The 18168-nt window shown below is 59.8% G+C and carries 19 protein-coding genes; all 19 read right to left on the bottom strand.

The genetic code is table 11. The features are described from left to right. Positions 1 to 56: 56 nt before the first annotated feature. Complete coding sequence (locus DWZ82_RS02265; protein WP_118478432.1) at positions 57 to 713, bottom strand: thiamine diphosphokinase; 657 nt, start codon at positions 711 to 713, stop codon at positions 57 to 59. Beyond that, the gene (gene rsgA, locus DWZ82_RS02260) at positions 683 to 1582 is read right to left on the bottom strand and encodes a ribosome small subunit-dependent GTPase A (RefSeq protein WP_243022761.1); all 900 of its coding nucleotides are present in this window, start codon (positions 1580 to 1582) and stop codon (positions 683 to 685) included. Before rsgA ends, DWZ82_RS02265 begins: the two co-directional genes overlap by 31 nt. 17 nt (positions 1583 to 1599) lie before the next feature. Further along, positions 1600 to 3702, bottom strand: coding sequence for a Stk1 family PASTA domain-containing Ser/Thr kinase (pknB, locus tag DWZ82_RS02255; protein WP_118478430.1), 2103 nt, complete (start codon positions 3700 to 3702; stop codon positions 1600 to 1602). Positions 3703 to 3708: 6 nt separating this feature from the next. Beyond that, entirely contained in the window at positions 3709 to 4461 is a 753-nt protein-coding gene (locus tag DWZ82_RS02250; protein WP_118478428.1) for a Stp1/IreP family PP2C-type Ser/Thr phosphatase, read from the bottom strand. A 44-nt stretch (positions 4462 to 4505) separates the two neighbouring features. Then, the gene (rlmN, locus tag DWZ82_RS02245; RefSeq protein ID WP_110435109.1) at positions 4506 to 5555 is read right to left on the bottom strand and encodes a 23S rRNA (adenine(2503)-C(2))-methyltransferase RlmN; all 1050 of its coding nucleotides are present in this window, start codon (positions 5553 to 5555) and stop codon (positions 4506 to 4508) included. A 167-nt stretch (positions 5556 to 5722) separates the two neighbouring features. After that, positions 5723 to 7072 carry a 16S rRNA (cytosine(967)-C(5))-methyltransferase RsmB gene (gene rsmB / locus DWZ82_RS02240; protein ID WP_118478426.1) on the bottom strand — a complete coding sequence of 450 codons (1350 nt, stop codon included), beginning with the start codon at positions 7070 to 7072 and terminating at the stop codon, positions 5723 to 5725. Beyond that, positions 7062 to 7775: a zinc metallopeptidase gene (locus DWZ82_RS02235; RefSeq protein ID WP_118478424.1), complete on the bottom strand. Its 714-nt coding sequence runs from the start codon at positions 7773 to 7775 to the stop codon at positions 7062 to 7064. The genes rsmB and DWZ82_RS02235 overlap by 11 nt, the downstream gene beginning before the upstream one ends. A gap of 77 nt (positions 7776 to 7852) precedes the next feature. Continuing rightward, the gene (fmt, locus tag DWZ82_RS02230) at positions 7853 to 8779 is read right to left on the bottom strand and encodes a methionyl-tRNA formyltransferase (RefSeq protein WP_118478422.1); all 927 of its coding nucleotides are present in this window, start codon (positions 8777 to 8779) and stop codon (positions 7853 to 7855) included. Next, positions 8779 to 9270, bottom strand: coding sequence for a peptide deformylase (def, locus tag DWZ82_RS02225; protein ID WP_116704623.1), 492 nt, complete (start codon positions 9268 to 9270; stop codon positions 8779 to 8781). The genes fmt and def overlap by 1 nt, the downstream gene beginning before the upstream one ends. Positions 9271 to 9274: 4 nt before the next feature. Then, entirely contained in the window at positions 9275 to 9874 is a 600-nt protein-coding gene (locus DWZ82_RS02220) for a GNAT family N-acetyltransferase (RefSeq protein WP_118478420.1), read from the bottom strand. A 35-nt stretch (positions 9875 to 9909) separates the two neighbouring features. Beyond that, on the bottom strand, positions 9910 to 12360 hold the full coding sequence (priA, locus tag DWZ82_RS02215) for a replication restart helicase PriA (RefSeq protein WP_118478418.1): 2451 nt from the start codon (positions 12358 to 12360) through the stop codon (positions 9910 to 9912). A gap of 293 nt (positions 12361 to 12653) precedes the next feature. Continuing rightward, positions 12654 to 13847: a bifunctional phosphopantothenoylcysteine decarboxylase/phosphopantothenate--cysteine ligase CoaBC gene (coaBC, locus tag DWZ82_RS02210; protein ID WP_117751696.1), complete on the bottom strand. Its 1194-nt coding sequence runs from the start codon at positions 13845 to 13847 to the stop codon at positions 12654 to 12656. 3 nt (positions 13848 to 13850) lie between these two features. Continuing rightward, complete coding sequence (gene rpoZ / locus DWZ82_RS02205; RefSeq protein WP_118478416.1) at positions 13851 to 14249, bottom strand: DNA-directed RNA polymerase subunit omega; 399 nt, start codon at positions 14247 to 14249, stop codon at positions 13851 to 13853. Positions 14250 to 14318: 69 nt separating this feature from the next. Beyond that, positions 14319 to 14876, bottom strand: a complete 558-nt coding sequence (gene gmk, locus DWZ82_RS02200) for a guanylate kinase (RefSeq protein ID WP_118478414.1) — start codon at positions 14874 to 14876, stop codon at positions 14319 to 14321. Continuing rightward, a complete protein-coding gene (locus DWZ82_RS02195; protein WP_110435119.1) occupies positions 14869 to 15132 on the bottom strand; it encodes a DUF370 domain-containing protein in 264 nt (87 codons plus the stop codon). The genes gmk and DWZ82_RS02195 overlap by 8 nt, the downstream gene beginning before the upstream one ends. Positions 15133 to 15162: 30 nt before the next feature. After that, a complete protein-coding gene (locus DWZ82_RS02190) occupies positions 15163 to 16038 on the bottom strand; it encodes a YicC/YloC family endoribonuclease (protein ID WP_118478412.1) in 876 nt (291 codons plus the stop codon). A gap of 18 nt (positions 16039 to 16056) precedes the next feature. After that, positions 16057 to 16563 carry a hypothetical protein gene (locus DWZ82_RS02185; protein ID WP_118478410.1) on the bottom strand — a complete coding sequence of 169 codons (507 nt, stop codon included), beginning with the start codon at positions 16561 to 16563 and terminating at the stop codon, positions 16057 to 16059. A 1-nt stretch (position 16564) separates the two neighbouring features. Continuing rightward, a complete protein-coding gene (locus DWZ82_RS02180; protein WP_110435122.1) occupies positions 16565 to 17197 on the bottom strand; it encodes a J domain-containing protein in 633 nt (210 codons plus the stop codon). Then, a complete protein-coding gene (locus DWZ82_RS02175; protein WP_147356899.1) occupies positions 17184 to 18116 on the bottom strand; it encodes a DUF5685 family protein in 933 nt (310 codons plus the stop codon). The genes DWZ82_RS02180 and DWZ82_RS02175 overlap by 14 nt, the downstream gene beginning before the upstream one ends. Positions 18117 to 18168: the final 52 nt, after the last annotated feature.

Genomic DNA, 18168 nt, shown 5'->3' with positions numbered 1-18168 from the left:
AAAAAAACAAAAAAAAAAAAACCCCCGCCGATATTGGCGGGTCAGGTGTGGAATTTTCACAAAACACAGTCGCGCGAGAAGATAATCAGAGCCGTTCCCCGTTCAATCGTGACGGCAAAGCGGCTGTTCGGTTTTGCCTCGTTCGAGGTGGAGATCATGCCGACACGGGTAACCGTGCCGTTCGTTAATTCATATTTTGCATTCTCGATGGTCACGCCCTCGAGCACCGCGTCCATCGGCACGACCGAGAAGTAGGTAAACGTCTCCGGCATGATGAATTCCTGCCGTCCGCCCTGATGCAGCTCAACGCGGTTGTACGGATCGAGGATGGTCAGGTGGCCGCCGAGCGTTTTTGCTTCCTCAAGCAGCGAGAGATTTGCCAGCATATGGTCGATGCGCCCGCCGGTCGCACACACGAGCGTCGCCTCGCGGCAGCCGCGGCGGAACACCTCGCGCAGACAGCTCTGCGAATCCGTGTCGTCCTTCTCAGGTCTCAGCAGGATCACATCGTCGCCCTCTACCTCGGTCATGGAATCCCGGTCGGAGATCATGAAATCCGGGTGCAGACCGAGCGCCCGCGCATGCCGCAGGCCGCCGTCCGCACACGCAACGAGCGCGTCCGGATGCTCGCGCAGAAACGCGCGGATGTAACCGTAATCGGTTTCCGGTGCAGCCGCAAAAATCAGCGCGTGCCGCCCTTGGTAAGTTCCCATTCCTTCAGATCCTTTACACTTTCATACAGCTTTACATAGCTTTCGTGACGGGTTTTCGCAATCTCGCCCGCTTCGACCGCCGCGAGAACGGCACACCCCTTTTCCTTGACATGCGCGCAGCCGGTGAATTTGCACTGCCCGATGTACGGCTCGAACTCCGGAAACGCATACTGCAGATCCTCGGCCAGCACCAAATCCATCTGCTCGGTCTCAAACGAGGAGAAGCCGGGCGTGTCCGCGATATAGCCGCCGCCTTCGATCGGGTGCAGCTCGACATGACGGGTGGTGTGCTTGCCGCGGCCGATCTTATCCGAAATCGCACCGACCTCGGCGCCGAACGAGCTGTCCAGCCGATTGAGCACGCTCGACTTGCCGACACCCGAGTTGCCCGCAAACGCGCTCACCCTGCCGCGGATGCGCTCGCGCAGTGCGTCAATGCCCTCGCCGGTGTGCGCGCTCACGCGCAGCACCTCGATGCCGCTCTTCCGGTAGGTTTCATACAGCTCGTCACCCGGATTCGCGTCCGTCTTGTTGATGACGACCAGTGCGTCCATGTTCTTGTGCACCGCGATCGCCGTTACCTTGTCGATCAGGAACGGGTCGGTCACCGGCGGTGCCGCACTCGCCACGGCAACGACCAGATCCAGATTCGCCACAGCCGGCCGGATCAGGCTGTTCTTGCGCGGTGCGATCGTCTGCAGATAGCCGGTGCCGTCCTCCGGCTGAATTTCCAGCGTCACACGGTCCCCGACAATAGGCTTGCCCACGGTCTTGCGGAACCGTCCGCGTGCTTTGCATTCAATGAGGCCCTCGGCGGTATCCACATAGTAGAAACCGCCGATGCCCTTCAGAATGATCCCTTCGATCAAACTTAATTCCTCCGTTTTTAACTGAATGTGTACGTCTGCGAGGTAGTCGAACCGTCCACGCTGACCGTAACATCATGGTCGCCCACCGAGCCGCTCACCGAGATGGACGTGCTGCCGCCGCTCGTGCTGCAGGTGTCGTCATACTGGATCACGCCGTCCACATAAATGATAACGTGCGCGGTATCCGTGTTGTCTGGCAGCGAAACCGGAATGGTCGCACTGCCGAGGCTCGGCGTATCGTCGTAGCCGCCATCGCCGTTGTCCTGACCGCCGGAATTGCCGCCGCTGTTATCCGGCGAGTTATTGTTCGATGTGCTCTTGCCCTTGGAGATCTGGATGTTGACGACAGTGCCCTTTGCGACCTCCGCGCCCGCATCCTGCGACTGCCATACGACCGAACCGGCCTCAGCGGTGCTCTCGACCTCGTTCACCGAGCCGATGGACAGACCCTTTTCCGTCAGGGCCTTTTCCGCCTGGTCCTTTGTCATGCCGAGCAGACCGGGCACAGCAACGTTTTCGTTATCGTCCTTCTGCTTGCCCTTGCTGATATAGACGGTCAGCGTCGCGCCCTTTTCCAGCTCGGTGCCCGCCTCCGGGTCGGTGCGGATGACCTTGCCTTCCTCCACGTCGTCGCTGTATTCCTCAACAACCTCGCACTTGATGTCGTGCGATGCCAGCGCCGCCTGTACATAATCGAGCGTCTTGCCGGTAAAGTCGATCACCTTGTAGGTATCCTTGACGTTTTCGCCGCCCGAGGACACCGTTACTGTAATGATCGTACCCTTGGTTGCCTTTTTCTTGCCGTCGCCGTTCGGGTCCTGCTCGAGTATCTCACCGACCGGACGGTCGGATTCCTGCCGTTCGGTCGCTTCCTTTACCGTGAAGTTGTCGGTTATATCCGGGTCGGCCATCACTTCGTCGATATTGCGTCCGATGAGGTCGGGCACGATAATCTTCTCCGACTTGTCGCTGCTGCCGGTGATCATCAGAATGCCGACCAGCAGCAGACTGATCACCGCAATCACGCCGACCGCCATGCCGACCGCCATGCCGGGGCGCTCGGCCAGCTTTTCAAAAAAGCCGTCCGGCTCATCCTGTTCCTTTTTGCGGAAACCGGTGCGGGTGCGGGTCCGGGTCTGCGTGCGCGTGCGGGTGCGCGGCGCAGCTGCGCCCTCAACGGAAGCGGCTTCATGCTCTGCCGCACTGCGGCGCGCCGCGCGCTGAATGTCCGCGCCGATGATCTGCGTCTCGCCCGAGTTGTCCTCGCTTGCCACATAGTGGAAGCGTGCGTTCGGGTCCGAGCGGAGCACCTCCATGTCCTCGTACATCTTTTCCGCAGATTCATACCGGCGGCTGATGTGCGCACTCATGGCGTGCATGACAATATCGTCCATGCCCTTAGGGATGCCCGGCACAAACGCACTCGGGATGATCGGCACCTCATTGATGTGCTGCATGACGATCTGGAGCGCGGTTTCGCCCTCGAACGGCAGCTTGCCGGTCAGCATTTCGTACATCATCACGCCGAGCGAGTACAGGTCGGTGCGGTAGTCGATCTTGCTGCCCTTGGCCTGCTCCGGCGAGATATAGTGCACCGAGCCGATGGCCTCCTGTACCACGCGGGTCTCCTGCGCGGCAGCGAACGAGGCAATGCCGAAATCGGTCAGCTTTGCGGTGCCGTCCCGCAGAATGATAACGTTTTGCGGCTTAACGTCCTGATGGATGATGCCGCGCGAGTGTGCGTGCATGAGTGCGCGGGCAACCTGCTCAGCGAAGAAAATGGTCTCCTGCCACGACAGATGGCCCTTGCGCTGCAGATACTGCTTGAGGGTGATGCCCTCGATCAGCTCCATAACGATATAATCCGTGCCGTCCTCGCTGCCGACGTCGAACACGGAAACAATATTGTGGTGGCTCAGCTTGGCAACGGCGCGCGACTCAATGGAGAACCGCTTGCGGATATCCGGGTCCTCCGCGAACTCCTTTTTGAGCACCTTGAGTGCCACATCGCGCCCGAGAACGGTATCCCGCGCCCGGTAAACGACCGCCATGCCGCCGACGCCGACGATTTCCTCAATCTGATAGCGTCCGCCGAGCATACTGCCGATATATTTATCCATAATCCGTCACGCTCCCTGCTTTTTACCGAGGGTGAACAGCGCAACGGTGATGTTGTCGCGGCCGCCGCCGTCAAGCGCCAGCTGCAGCAGCGCGTCACCGGCCAGCTCGAGCGTCGGCGCGTTTGCCAGCACCTCTGCGATCCGGCTGTCCTCCGCCATGCCGGTCAGACCGTCCGAGCAGAGCAGCAGCATGTCCTTTTCGTTCAGGCGCACTTCAAACAGGTCGCCTTCGACATACGGCTCCACGCCTACCGCACGGGTGATGAGGTTTTTCTGCGGATGGGTGCGCGCATCCGCCTCGGTGATCTTGCCGCGGCGGCGCATCTCCTCCACATAGGAGTGGTCCTCGCTGATCTGGTGCATGGCTTCGCCGTCAAAGCGGTACGCGCGGCTGTCGCCCACGTTGATGACGGTCGCGCAGTCGCCCTGAATGAGCGCGGCAACCAGGGTCGTGCCCATGCCGCGGAACTCCGGCTGCCTGCCCGCCAGAGAGAAAACCGTCTCGTTCGCCTGCTTGAGCGCCTGCGTCAGCAGGTTCTGCCGAGCCGTTTCGTCCAGCGTGCCGCTTAAAGCGTCACCCGCGGACTCGATAAAGCTCTGCGCGGCAAAGCGGCTGGCTACGTTGCCCGCATTTGCACCGCCCATGCCGTCGCACACGACGAGGAGCGCGGTCCGGTTGTCCTCCCGCGCTTCGATCTGAAAAATATCCTGATTGGTCGGGCGCACCCGTCCCTTATCGGTCAAGCCGAAATATTCCATTTCACAACCTCCTTCGATTGTGTTTATATGTGAGAATATTCAAGTTAATCACGAGAACTGCTCTTTCCGTCCTCCTTCAGCTGCCGCTGACGGAGCTGACCGCAGGCCGCATCAATATCCGGACCCAGCTTGCGCCGCACGGTCGCGGTAACGCCGCGCTTCTCGAGCGCCTGCTGGAACCTGCGGACGGTTTCCGGTCTGGACGGCTTCAGCGGGCTTTCCGCCACCTCATTCAGCGGAATGAGGTTGACGTGCGCCGGTCTTCCTTTCAGCAGCTTGGCCAGAAGGTCGGCCTGCCACGGGCGGTCGGTCTTGTCGCGCGCCATCATGTACTCATAGGAAATGCGCCGTCCGGTGGTGTCGAAATAGTACCGGCACGCCTTCATCAGGCGCTCGACCGGATACGCGTCGTTCACCGGCATGATGGACGAGCGTGTTTCGTCATCCGGCGCGTGCAGCGATACGGACAGCGTGATCTGCAGCTTTTCCCGTGCTAACATCTCTATTCTATCAGCAATTCCGCTGGTTGACAAGGAGATATGGCGCTGTCCGATGTTGATTCCCTCCGGGCAGCTCACCAGATGCAGGAACTTGAGTACGTTGTCGTAGTTATCGAGCGGCTCGCCGGTGCCCATCAGCACAATGTTGGAGACCTTTTCGCCGCTGTCCTTCTGCATGAACAGGATTTCGTCCAGAATCTCGCCTGCGGACAGACTGCGCGTGCGTCCGTTGAGTCCCGACGCGCAGAACTTGCAGCCCATCCGGCAGCCGACCTGCGTCGAAACGCAGACGGACACGCCGTGCTCGTAGTGCATCAGTACGGACTCCACGCAGTTGCCGTCCCGCAGACGCCATAAGTATTTCACCGTGCCGTCAACGCGGCTCACCTGCTTGCGGGCGACTTCCGGTACGGTCAGCAGGAAATTTTCCGCTAAACGCGCCCGTAAGTCCTTGGATAAGTTGGACATCTCTTCAAAGGACTCCACACCCTCGTGAAGCCATTTGAAGATCTGTCCCGCACGGAACGGCTTTTCGCCCATTTCCTTCAAAGCGCTTTTCAGTTCATCTATTGATAATGATTTAATTTCAGTCATTATTTTCACCTTTTTAATTGAAAATTGAGAATGGAAAATGGAAAATGACGCTATCCTTGCGCGAGTTCCGTCCGCGCTGCGTCTGTGTGGCGCATAGCGCCGTTATTGAATCATCGCGCTTTGCGCGATACCACAATTCTCAATTCTCCATTCTCAATTTTCCATTATTAAACCTTCCGGTGCATTTTCGCAATAAAGAATCCATCCGTATTGTGAACGGGCGGCAGCAGCGTCACCATACCGTCTGCCCTCTCTCCGCAAACCGGATGCGTCCACGAAACCGCTTCAAACTCCGGGTTTTCGGTGAGAAACGCGCGGACAACGTCCTCGTTTTCCCGCTGCAGGATGGTACAGGTCGAGTAGACAAGCGTGCCGCCCTTCTTTACATACTGTGCACAGTTTGCAAGGATTTTCGCCTGAATCTCCGGCAAAGTCCGGATTTCATCCGGATTCTTGAACCGGATTTCGGGTTTCTTGCGGATAATGCCCAGTCCCGAGCAGGGCACGTCGCACAGCACAACGTCCGCACTGTCCTTCCACTCCTCGCGGCAGACCGAGGCGTCCTGCAGCTCGGTGCGGATATTCGGCAGTCCGAGGCGGGCTGCGCCGTCGCGGATGCGTTTCAGCTTGTGCTCGTAAATATCGCACGAGGTGACGCTGCCTTTCCCCTGCATTTTTTCAGCCATGGCAAAGCTCTTGCCGCCGGGCGCCGCACAGCAGTCGAGCACGGTGCTGCCCGGTTTCGGGTCGGCGACCGCCGCCGCGAGTGCGCTTGCCGCGTCCTGCACGGTCACGCGGCCCTCGATAAACGCCGGAAGCGCGGCTGCGTCTCCGCCGCTGCACAGCAGGATTTCCGGGAATGCCTCGTGCGGCTGCACGGTCAGTCCGGCGGCCTCCAGCTCTGCTTGAGCCTCGGCAGGCGTGCATTTCATCGTGTTCACGCGCACCGAAATCGGCGCGTCCGCGTTATCCGCTTGACAGATTTTCTGCGTCAGCTTCTGGCCGTACTGCTCGGAAAGCAGGCGCACGAGCCACTCCGGGTGGCTGTACTGCAGCGCGTAGTAGCTTTCCTTATCCGGGCAGTTCAGGCGCGGCAAAGAGCCGTTTTGGGCCGCATTTGCGGCATTTCTCAGCACCGCATTGGCAAAGGCGACCGTGCGGTCATTTGCATGGCAGTAGTGCTTGACCAGCGCGACCGTCTCGGCAACCGCCGCATGCGCGGGAATCTTATCCATCAAGATCAGCTGATACAGACCCATCCGCAGGCACGCCAGCACACGCGGCGCGATCTTTTTCAGCCGCACGCTCGAGAAGTGCCGCAGATACCAGTCCAGTAAAATTTGGTTCTGCACCGTGCCGTAGGTCAGCCGCGAGGCCAGCGCCGCATCGCGGCTGTCCAGTCCCGCGCGGGATAAATAGTGGTGCAGCGCACCGTCCGACCAGGCGGCCTCCTCTGCCATGGAAAACAGCGAGAATGCCGCCACCTCACGCGGTGTTTTGGGGCGTTTATCTATCATTGCGGTCTCTTCCTCCAAAAATCAGCACCAGACGCAGCAGCTGTGCCAGCGAGGTCGCCAGCGCGGCAACATAGGTCAGCGCCGCCGCCGTGAGCGTTTTTTTCGCCATCGGGTACTCGTCTGCGGTCAGCAGGCCGTTCTGCTGAATGGTCTGCAGGGCGCGGCGGGATGCGTCCAACTCCACCGGCAGGGTCAGCAGCTGGAACAGCGTGGAAAGACCGAATGCCGCAATGCCGATCGTGACGAGCGTGCTCGTGTTAAGGATCAAGCCGAGGATCAGCAGCGGCATCGCCGCCATCGAGCCGAACTGCGTCAGCGGGATGATCGCCGCGCGCAGCTTGATCGGCGCATAGCCGATGGCGTACTGCACCGCATGCCCTGCCTCGTGCGCGGCAACGCCGATGGACGCCACCGACGTGGACGAGTACACTGCACTCGACAGCCGAATGACGTTGCTTCTCGGGTCAAAATGGTCGGTCAGCTTGCCGGAAACGTACTCGATCCGCACACCGGAAACGCCGTTGTACCGCAGGACAGCCTCCGCCGCCTGTGCGCCGGTCAGTCCCCGCAGATTTTGCACCCGCGAGTAGCGGTTAAACGTGCTGTTTACCTTGCTCTGCGCCCAGAATGCAAATAAAACGCACGGCAGAACCAGTACGATGTAGTACATGTCAATGCCGTAGTAGTAACCATGATAAGGCATAAGAAAACCTCCATACCGGAGTGGAGAATTGGAGATTGGAGCTTACGTCCTCTCCGTTCTTCACTCCTCACGCTTTTTCATTCGTCTCCCAGCTTAGTGCCGACTTCGATTGCGTGCCCACGCAGAAAGTCCGTCGCCTTCATGCGTTTGCCGCCGACGAGCTGAATCTCGGTCAGTCCCAGCGCGCCCTCTCCGCACGCCACGGTCAGACCCTTTTTCGGGTCGGCTTCGAGCACCGTGCCCGGCTCTCCCCTGCCGTTTGCCTTTTCGGCGGCAAACACCTTCAGCCTTTCACCGGAAAGCGTAGTCAGCGCGATCGGCCACGGATTCAGTCCGCGGATCAGGCAGTCGATTTCATGTGCGGACTTGCTCCAGTCGATCACCGCCATCTGCTTATCCAGCATATGGGCGTAGCAGCTCTGCGCATCGTCCTGCGAGCGCGGTATGATGTCATTCAGTTTGACGAGAGTTTCGGTCAAAAGTTCCGCACCGGACTGTGCCAGACGGTCAAAAAGTTCGCCTGCGGTCTCCTTCTCACCGACCTTGGTCTCATAGGTGAGCAGCATATCGCCGGTGTCCAGACCTTCCGCCATCTGCATGGTGGTAACGCCTGCCATTTCATCGCCCGCGATGACCGCCCACTGGATCGGAGCGGCGCCGCGCCAGCGCGGCAGCAGCGAACCGTGCACGTTGATGCAGCCGTGCGGCGGGATGTCGAGTACCGCCTTCGGCAGCAGCTTGCCGTACGCGACAACAATAATGACTTCCGGTGCAAGCTCGCGCAGACGCGCCTGCTCGTCCTCATTTTTGAGGGTATTCGGCTGGAAAACCGGAATATCATGCTCGAGTGCGAGCGTTTTCACCGGCGGTGCAGTGAGAATCTGCTTGCGGCCCTGCGGCTTATCCGGCTGCGTGTACACGGCGCAGACGTCATGTCCGGCGTCGATGAGCGCCTGCAGGCTCGGCACGGCGAAGTCCGGCGTGCCCATGAATACGATACGCATTATTCCTCGTCACCACCCTGCATTGCCTCCGGGTCGATATACTCCTCGACCTTCTCGGTGAACAGATGGCCGTCCAGATGCTCGGTCTCGTGGCAGAAGCACTGCGCTACAATGCCCTCGCCTTCGCGCTCGAACCAGTTGCCAAAACGGTCCTGTGCGCGAATCTTCGCCCAGGTCGGACGGGTCACATAGCCGTAAACGCCCGGCACGGACAGGCAGCCCTCGACAACGCGCTCGGAGCCTTTCTGCTCGATGACTTCCGGGTTTACCAGCTCGACCATCTCCTCCGGCTCCTTGTTCACATCCAGCAGCACAACAACGCGGCGCAGAATGCCGACCTGCGGTGCCGCCAGACCAACGCCGCCGGAGTTCTCGAGCGTTTCGCGCATATCGTCGATCAGCGTGTGCAGACGGTCGTCAAACTTCTCTACCTTGCGGCTGTGCTTGAGCAGCTGCTCGTCGCCCTCGGTCAAAATCTTTCTCAGTGCCATTGTTTTATTCCTCCACTTGATTCAGCTTATCCATGTATTTTTGTAAACATTCCTGTATATTTTTCTCATTGAGTGCCGGAAACGGCGTCACCGGCTGCGGTTTTCCGCTGCCGATATGCTTTTCCAGCCATGCCACATCGTGCCAGCCGTCAAACTTCCAGCCGGAGTCGTGCCACACGCCTGCGTCCTCGAAACCCAGTCTGCGCTGCATGCGAATGCTTTTTTCGTTCGGCAGGGTCACGCAGCTGTACAGGTGGCGCAGCCCCTGCAGCTCGAGCAGGTCGATCAGGCACGCCAGCACGGTCGTGCCCACACCATGTCCGTGGGTGCCCTGTGCCAGATAGATGGACAGCTCCGCATCCCAGTCGTACGCCGCGCGCTCACGAATGCGGTGCGCGTAGGCGTAACCCATGATAACGCCGTCACGCTCGCAGACGAGATACGGAAACGCAGCCGCCGTTTCGCGGATACGGTCCGCAAACGCCTCAGCCGTCGGCACATCATATTCAAACGTGATGGTTGTATTCGTTATGTAAGGCTCATAAATCTTCAAAAGCGATTCTGCATCGTTTTCTGTTGCCTTGCGAATTACAAATTTGCTCATTGAATTAACCTTCTTTGCCGGGGTCTCAATTACTGCTACATTTCATTATTGGAATCCGCGAACACGGTAACGCCCCGGTTTTTACCGTCCTGCATAAACTCCCGCAGCACGCCCGAGATGAGCCTGCGCCATCTTGCACAGTCCTTCGCACGGATGGTGAGGTGGTAGCGATACCGTCCCATCACCTTGACCATCTGCGCCGCAGCGGGGCCGAGCACGGGCGCTTTCACATCGGCAAACTGCCCTTCCATCAGGCTCTGCAGGCGCGTTTTGAGCGCGAGCAGGCTGCTGAGCACCTGCTGCTCCAGTTCACCGACGGCGGTTATCATGGTGATATCGCACACGGGCGGGCACCGAAGCGCTTCGCGCGTCTGCATTTCGCTCTCGTAGAACGCCTCGTAGTCCTGCCGCGCGGCGGTCAGGATGACCGGATGCAGCGGGCTGTACGTCTGGATCACGGCGCGTCCGGTGTCAAATCGCCGTCCGGCGCGACCGACCACCTGCGTGATGAGCGAAAACGTGCGCTCATGTGCGCGGTAGTCCTGCGCATACAGGCTCTGGTCCGCGTCCAGCACACCGACCAGCGTGACGTTTTCAAAATCCAGTCCCTTGGTCACCATCTGCGTGCCGATAAGGATATCGGCTTCGCCTTTGCCGAATTGATTCAGCAGGCGTTCGTGTGCACCCTTAGCGGTCATGGTGTCCGCGTCCATGCGGAGCACCCGCGCGGACGGGAACCGCTCGTGCAGCTCCTCCTCCAGCTTCTGCGTGCCGGGCGTTTCGGTGAACAGGCTCGTGCTGCCGCACTGCGGGCACTTGCCGGTTATCTTGACAGATGCGCCGCAGTAATGGCACATCGCGCGGCCGGAAACCGAATGGTAGGTCATGGTGGTCGAGCAGGACGGGCACTCGGGCACCCAGCCGCACACGCCGCAGCCGATCACGCGGCTGTTTCCGCGCCGGTTGAGGAACAGGATGGCCTGCTTGCCCTTTTCGAGCGTGCTGATCAGTTCGCGCTCGAGGTCAGGCCCGATGATGCCGCTCCGTCCCTCGCGGACCAGACCGCGCATGTCCGAGATGATGACCTCGGGCAGTCCGGCACCGAGAAACCGCTCGGTGAGCGTGAAAACCGGGTATTTTCCCTGTTTTGCGCCGTAATACGTCTCGACCGACGGCGTTGCCGAGCCGAGCACGAGCAGCGCGTTCGTCTGCGCCGCGCGGTACTTTGCCACATCCCGCGCATGGTAGCGCGGCGACTGCTCCGAGCGGTACGCCGCGTCCTGCTCCTCGTCGATGATGATAACGCCGAGGTTTTTCGCGGGCGCGAACACCGCCGAGCGTGTGCCGATGACCACCCTTGCTCTGCCGGTTTTTATCTTCTTGAAGCTGTCGTACCGCTCACCGGCGGACAGCGCCGAGTGCAGAACCGCGACTTCTTCGCCAAATCGAGCCGCAAACTGCCGCAGAAGCTGCGGTGTCAGTCCGATCTCGGGCACGAGCACGATGGCGCTTTTGCCCTGCTCGAGCGCGTGCGCGATCAGCTGCAGGTACACCTGCGTCTTGCCGCTGCCGGTCACGCCGAACAGCAGCGCCGCACGAGGCGCGTTTTCGTCCATGAGCGCCGCCATGCCGTCATACGCCTGCTGCTGCGCCGCCGAAAGCACCGGAGCCGCGGCGCGCGGCACCTCGGAAAAGTCCGGTGCGCGCAGCACTTCCTCGTATTCCGCGCGGAGGATGCCCTTTTTCGTCATGTCGCGCAGCGCGGCGTCGCTCACGCCGGTCATGTAGACGATTTCCTTCTGGCTCATCGCACCGCCGTCCGACAGCAGCGACACCACGTCCATCCGCGCCGGACTGCGGCGGCTGATGTGCGACATGGCTTCACTTGCTTCCATATCCAAACGGAGCATTTTTTCGGTCTTATCACCGGTTTTCTGCGCCGTATTGCTGTGGTAGATGAGGATTCCCTCGCCTGCCAGCGCGTCTAGCGTCTGTCCCGCGCCTTTGCCGAGCCGGTCGCGTATCTCGCTCACCGAGAGCGTCTGTCCCGGCTGCTCAAACAGCGCCAGCACCTGACCGTCTTCGCCGTCCCGCTCCCGCAGAGCCGCCAAATCCGCGTCCGGCGCGAGCGTGTACGTCTCGTTTCGCTTGAACCACAATCCGGCGGGCAGCATGGCGTGTACGCAGTCGAAGTAGGTGCAGTACAATCTCTCCCGCATCCACGCCGCGAGTCTCAGCTGCTCGGCGGTCAGAATCGGCGTTTCGTCCAGCACCTCCACGATGGGCTTGAGTTTGAACTCGCCCGCATCCTCGCGGAAGGCGAGCACCACCGCTTCCGCCCGTTTATTGCCAAAGCCGAACGGCACGAGAACGCGGGTGCCGATCTGCACCTGTTCCCGCAGCTCGTCCGGCACACGGTAAGAGTATAGCTTGTCGATGGCGTAGGTCGCTGCATCCACAGCGGCCGCACAGATTTTTTCCGCCATGGGTTCACGACCTTTCTCATCTTTCTTATCAATTTTACGATGTGGATTTCGTTATACTGTAGGGTGCGACGACTCGGCGCACCGCATGTAAATTCATTGGCATTATGTAGCCCGTAGGGGAGGTCAGTGACCTCCCACATTATCGTTAAATGGGCGTGGGCGGCCAATGACCGCCCCTACGGTGAAGATTGTGCCAATCGTTAGATACGGTGCGCCGAGGTCGTCGCACCCTACGATAATTGCGAAAACATCTGCCTTCGCATAATTACTAATTCCTAATTACTAACTACTAATTATTTCATAGAGAGCAGTCGGTCAAGAATCAGGTCGGCAAGCGCCTCTTTGCTCATCATCGGCGGGGTTTCCCGATGGCCGTCCTTGAACAGCAAGGTAGCCACATTGGTATCCGTGCCGAAGCCCGCGCCCTTATCGCGCAGCGAATTCGCTACAAGCATATCGCAGTTCTTGCGGCGCAGCTTGCTCTCGGCGTTATCGAGAAGGTTCTGCGTCTCCATCGCAAAGCCGCACAGCAGCTGTCCCGGCTTTTTGTCCTTGCCGAGTGCGGCGAGGATATCCGGATTGCGGGTCAGCTCGATATTCATCTCGCCGTCACCCTTTTTGAGCTTTTCATCCGCAGTCTGCGCCGGACGGTAATCACCGACGGCGGCAGCCTTGATGATGAAATCCTGCTCGGGTGCGCGGCTCGTCACCGCGTCGTACATATCCCGCGCGGAAACAATATCCACGCGCGTGACACCGTGCGGCGTATCGAGCGCGGTCGGTCCGGAAACAAGCGTTGCGTCCGCGCCGCGCATGGCTGCGCGGGCCGCGATCGCGTAGCCCATTTTGCCGGTGGAGTGATTGGACAGGAACCGAACCGGATCCATAGCCTCCTGTGTCGGACCGGCGGTGACAAGAACGTGCCTGCCTGCCAGATCCTGCTCGGTCAGCGCCTTTTCAATGCCCCAGAGCAGCGTCGGCGTGTCCGGCAGCTTGCCGCGTCCGCTGTCGCCGCAGGCAAGATGGCCTGCGTCCGGCTCGATGATGTGGAAGCCGCGCTTTCTCAGCGCAGCCAGATTCTCCTGCGTCACCGGATTGTCATACATGCCGGTGTTCATCGCGGGAGCGACAACGACCGGCGCCTTGGTGGCAAGCAGCGTGGTCGTCACCATGTCGTCCGCGATGCCGTGCGCCGCCTTGGCGATGACGTTGGCGGTCGCCGGTGCGATAACAAACACGTCAGCGGCCTTCGCGAGCGAAATGTGCTCCACCTCCCACGGAAAGCTGCGGTCGAACGTATCCACGACCGCGCGGTTGCCGGACAGTGTTTCAAACGTCATCGGCGCGATAAACTGAGTCGCGGACTCGGTCATCAGCACGTGGACAGTCGCGCCGTTCTGGTGCAGCTTGCTGGTGAGATCGGCAGCTTTATAGGCCGCAATGCCGCCCGTCACGCACAGAACAACCGTTTTCCCTGCAAAACGCATGGCTTAGAGGTCCTCCTCCGGAATGTCGCCGTCGCTCAGAGAGCCGTCGTCAAACTCGTTCAGGCGGCGCACCTCGTCCGCGTTCTCATCCTTGTCCTCGTCATCCTCGGCGTCGGTGTGCTCCTCGTCCTCATCCAGATCAAGGGTATCGTCCACATCAACCATAGCGGCTGCAATGGCATTGTTCTGCGGAATAGCAGTCTCTACACGCGGACCCGGACGGTAAACGATCTTGCCGGCTGCGATCTCATCGAGCGCCAGCTTAACAGCCTTGTCCGGCAGCGGCTCGCCCTTTTCCTCCGACTCATCGGCAATATCGCGGGCGCGCTGTGCTGCCAGGTTTACCAGCAGATAGCGGTTGCCTACTCGTTTCATCAGTTCCTGCATAGAAGGGTTCAGCATAGTAATCAGTTCTCCTTATTTACCAGATATAGTTTTATTTTATGAAAGTTTCTGTTTATATACTGTCGCTTATCGACGCTTGTTAAGGATTTCATGCAGTTCGTTTACTGCACGCTCCACCGTGTCGTTTACGACGACGTAATCGAATTTATCCTGCTGGGCAAGCTCGCCCTTCGCCGTTTCCAGACGCTTCTGCACCTTGGCTTCGTCCTCGGTGCCGCGTCCGCGCAGACGGTTGGCCAGCTCCTCGAACGACGGCGGCGCAATGAACACCATCACGGCATCCGGACGCTTTTCATGCACCTGCATCGCGCCCTGCACCTCGATCTCGAGGATAACATCGCAGCCTTCCTCCAGCTTTTCGTTCACCGGAGCCTCCAGCGTGCCGTAGTAGTTATCAACGTACTTCGCGTGCTCGAGGAACGCATTAGCGGCGATCTTCGCCTCAAAGTCCTCTTTCGTGAGGAAATAATACTGTACGCCGTCCTTTTCGCCCGGACGCGGCGCACGGGTCGTCGCGGAGATCGAGAAGAACAGCTTCTCGTCCTCGCTCAGCAGCCTGGACAGCACGGTGCCCTTGCCTGCACCGGACGGTCCGGTGAATACATACAACGTTCCCTTACGCATCTTCTGGTTCTCCTTCCTCGGTCTCGCCCGCAAAACGAGCCGCAACGGTCTCCGGCTGCAGAGCACTGAGCACCACATGGTCGCTGTCCATGATGAGCACGGCGCGGGTGCGTCTGCCGTAGGTGCCGTCCACGACCATGCCGCGGTCGCGGGCCTCCTGCACGGTACGCTTGACCGGCGCGGATTCCGGGCTGACAATGGCGATCAGCCGCGACGAAGCGACCATATTGCCAAATCCGATATTGATGAGCTTCATCGCTGACCTCACTCCTCGATATACTGTAAATTACTCGATATTCTGAATCTGTTCGCGGATCTTCTCAATTTCGCTCTTGATATTGACCACGATCTGCGCCATGGACACATCGTTTGCCTTGGAGCCGATGGTATTGGTCTCGCGGTTCATTTCCTGCACAAGGAAATCCAGCTTGCGGCCGACCGGCTTGACCTCATTCAGCATGCCGTCCAGCTGCTGCAGATGGCTGCGCAGACGCACGGTCTCCTCGTCCACGGCGGTCTTGTCCGCGTAAATGGCCGCCTCGGTGACGATGCGGGTCTCGTCGATGGACGTATCCGCCAGCACCTCCTTCATGCGGGCGAGCAGCTTCTCGCGGTACTCGCGCACGCGCTCCGGCGAGCGGACCTCCACCTCACCGACCATGCGCTCGATCTCGGACGCGCGGTTTCGCACATCCTCAGCCAGTTTAGCACCCTCGCGGGTACGCATTTCGTCGAAATTGTCGCAGGCTTCGCCAAATACGGACAGCACATCGCGGGTCATCTCGTCCGCGTCCTGCTCAATACGCTCGGAGCCGAGCACGTCCGGCAGCTTCGCCAGACTCATCACGCTCACGTCGTCGCGCAGACCGTACCTGTCGGCCAGCTCATGCAGCGCCGTCAGATAGTGCTCCGCGACCGCATGGTTCACCGTAACCGCAATGTCGCCGCCCTCCTGCGTCTCCACGCCGATGTAAACCTCAACCTTGCCGCGTGCAATGCGCGCCGCGGCAGCCTTTTTCACGGCATCATCCAGAAAGCCGTACTGACGCGGAGCCTTTACCGTGCAGTCCAGATAGCGGTGGTTGACCGCACGCAGCTCTGCTGTGATGGTTCTGCCGTGCAGCTCCTGCTTGGCACGTCCGTAGCCGGTCATACTCTTCATAGATATCTCTTTCCCTTCTTATTCGGGCGGCAGGGTGCGGCGCAGCAGCGCGATCACCTTTGACAACCCGATATCATATACAATAAAGCCGATATTTGCCGCGATCCACAGTCCGGCAAGCCGGAAAATACCCGGCATCTGCACCTGCGGAAACAGACCGCAGCTTACCAGAACGGCCGCGAGCACCAGCACAATGTTAAAATACGCCAGCTTGCCGCTCAGCTGCGTGAAGACCGGCAGACGGCACTCGATCAGATATTTCACGATCGGGTACAGGCCGAACAGCAGCACATAGGCCGCCGCGATCAGCTTGCGCGGTGTCAGCAGCAGTCCCAGTACCGAGGTGACGAGGTACAGCAGCACAGCCGTTTTTACGTTCGCGCGGCGCAGCAGCGGTATCGCCGAGGCGATACCCGCCATCAGGCAGGCCGCCGGTCCGATCTGCGGCATCACGCCGCCGAAATACAGCCACGCCGTGGCCGCCGCTGCCAGAAGTCCGCCGCGGGCGATCTCGCGCGTGCTCATATCAGCAGCCGCCTCCTCCGCAGCACATGTTCAGGCAGCAGTTGCAGATGAGCGTCTGCACACAGCAGTCGCACATGCTTGTCTCCTGCATGGGCCGGTAGCCGCCGTAGCCGCCGGACAGATGGAGGTTCTGCAGTGCGTGCTGGTACTCCGCGTTGTTCGGGTCCATCTGACACGCCTGCGTGTACGCGCGGGCGGCCTCATCGTACCAGCCCTTGCGGTAGTATACCGTGCCGGTCAGATAGAACCACTCCGCATCCCGTCCTGCGGCACGCTGCAGCAGCGCCTCCGCCATGCCGAGATTGCCCTGATTGATGGCCTGCCGCACCTGACTGTACAGCGCAGCATTCGCACCGGTGTAGGTGCGCTGCTGATAGCCGCCGTACTGCTGACCGTTGTATGCGCCGCCATAGCTCTGCTGCTGTCCGCTGCTGCCTCCCGCCGGATTTCTGCGTTCGTTCATGATCATGTCGTACGCTTCGTTGATCTCCTTCATGCGGGTTTCGGCCAAATCTGCCAGCGGATTGTTTACATAGTTATCCGGATGATACTTGCGCGCCAGCTCACGGTACGCGCGCTTGACGTCATCATCACTTGTTTGCGGTGTTACACCGAGCACTTTATAGGGATCCATGTTTGCCCCTTCCTTCGTTCGTCTGGTAGGTGCCGTTCAGTACCTGTCGGGTAACGGTCGGCATACCAAGAAAAATGATATTGCGGATCAGGTCCGCATCTCTCCGGGGACTCAGCAGGTCAAATGCCATGCAGATATCCGCCAGTGAGCGTTCGAGCGTGCGCTCGAGCGGTTCCCTTACCGCAGAGATGTCCGGCGTTTGCAGTTCATACCGCAGAATGACCGGATTGTAGCTGTTCTCTTCCATATCCTTTTGAATGTCCTGCACCGCATCGACAAGGTAGATCCACCTGCCGATCTGATAGAACATCTGGTGCAGAATACGCTCGCGGGTGTCTCCGGTGCGCGGCACAACGGCAGCTGTCATGCGCGAGGACGTATCCGCCGCACGGTCCATGGACGGGCAGCGTTCCGCCTCCAGACGGCGCAGATCCTCGAGCGCCTGCCGGATGTCCTCATCCGCTTCGGGCATGCGTGCGCGCGCCTTCTCGTAGCCGCGGCGGCCGAGGCGGCACAGCAGCGCCGCAAGCGCGCGTTTCGCGCCCTTTTCGTCCGCCAGATCATCCTGAAACTTGTGATAGGTCAGCAGGATGCTCGCGTCCGCCGCCAGACGAAGTGCATCGTCTGTCTCGGCACAGCTTTTCCGCCGAAACGGAGAAGCGTCGCATCGTTTTCTGCACGGCGGAGCAGTCTCCGCCTCCTCACTTCCTGCAACAAGTGCAAAAAACGTCATATCGTAGCTTAAAAACAAGGTGTAAAATCTGCCGTATTCTGCGCGGATCGCGTGGCATAAGCCGCAGTAAACCTGCTGAAAACGGTCAGCCTCCTTCACCCGCAGCTCGGCCTTCACCGGACGGATAAAGCCAAACATCGCATAGCCCTTTCCCGCCGTGCGGTGTGCACGGACTTTCGTATTCAATCTATTTTACCGAACTTTTGCGTATCTGACAAGGGCGAACACAGAAAATTGG

It is taken from the genome of Butyricicoccus sp. AF35-5AC (assembly GCF_003477715.1).
GTDB classification, from domain to species: domain Bacteria; phylum Bacillota; class Clostridia; order Oscillospirales; family Butyricicoccaceae; genus Agathobaculum; species Agathobaculum butyriciproducens.
Note: the sequence above shows the minus strand (reverse complement) of the source record. Positions and strands in the feature narration are given on the sequence as shown.

Coding starts and splice junctions, on each gene's coding strand:
- DWZ82_RS02265 (WP_118478432.1), bottom strand. CDS start 713: ATGGGAACTTACCAAGGGCGGCACGCGCTGATTTTTGCGGCTGCACCG.
- pknB (WP_118478430.1), bottom strand. CDS start 3,702: ATGGATAAATATATCGGCAGTATGCTCGGCGGACGCTATCAGATTGAG.
- DWZ82_RS02250 (WP_118478428.1), bottom strand. CDS start 4,461: ATGGAATATTTCGGCTTGACCGATAAGGGACGGGTGCGCCCGACCAAT.
- rlmN (WP_110435109.1), bottom strand. CDS start 5,555: ATGACTGAAATTAAATCATTATCAATAGATGAACTGAAAAGCGCTTTG.
- rsmB (WP_118478426.1), bottom strand. CDS start 7,072: ATGATAGATAAACGCCCCAAAACACCGCGTGAGGTGGCGGCATTCTCG.
- DWZ82_RS02235 (WP_118478424.1), bottom strand. CDS start 7,775: ATGCCTTATCATGGTTACTACTACGGCATTGACATGTACTACATCGTA.
- fmt (WP_118478422.1), bottom strand. CDS start 8,779: ATGCGTATCGTATTCATGGGCACGCCGGACTTCGCCGTGCCGAGCCTG.
- def (WP_116704623.1), bottom strand. CDS start 9,270: ATGGCACTGAGAAAGATTTTGACCGAGGGCGACGAGCAGCTGCTCAAG.
- DWZ82_RS02220 (WP_118478420.1), bottom strand. CDS start 9,874: ATGAGCAAATTTGTAATTCGCAAGGCAACAGAAAACGATGCAGAATCG.
- priA (WP_118478418.1), bottom strand. CDS start 12,360: ATGGCGGAAAAAATCTGTGCGGCCGCTGTGGATGCAGCGACCTACGCC.
- coaBC (WP_117751696.1), bottom strand. CDS start 13,847: ATGCGTTTTGCAGGGAAAACGGTTGTTCTGTGCGTGACGGGCGGCATT.
- rpoZ (WP_118478416.1), bottom strand. CDS start 14,249: ATGCTGAACCCTTCTATGCAGGAACTGATGAAACGAGTAGGCAACCGC.
- gmk (WP_118478414.1), bottom strand. CDS start 14,876: ATGCGTAAGGGAACGTTGTATGTATTCACCGGACCGTCCGGTGCAGGC.
- DWZ82_RS02195 (WP_110435119.1), bottom strand. CDS start 15,132: ATGAAGCTCATCAATATCGGATTTGGCAATATGGTCGCTTCGTCGCGG.
- DWZ82_RS02190 (WP_118478412.1), bottom strand. CDS start 16,038: ATGAAGAGTATGACCGGCTACGGACGTGCCAAGCAGGAGCTGCACGGC.
- DWZ82_RS02185 (WP_118478410.1), bottom strand. CDS start 16,563: ATGAGCACGCGCGAGATCGCCCGCGGCGGACTTCTGGCAGCGGCGGCC.
- DWZ82_RS02180 (WP_110435122.1), bottom strand. CDS start 17,197: ATGGATCCCTATAAAGTGCTCGGTGTAACACCGCAAACAAGTGATGAT.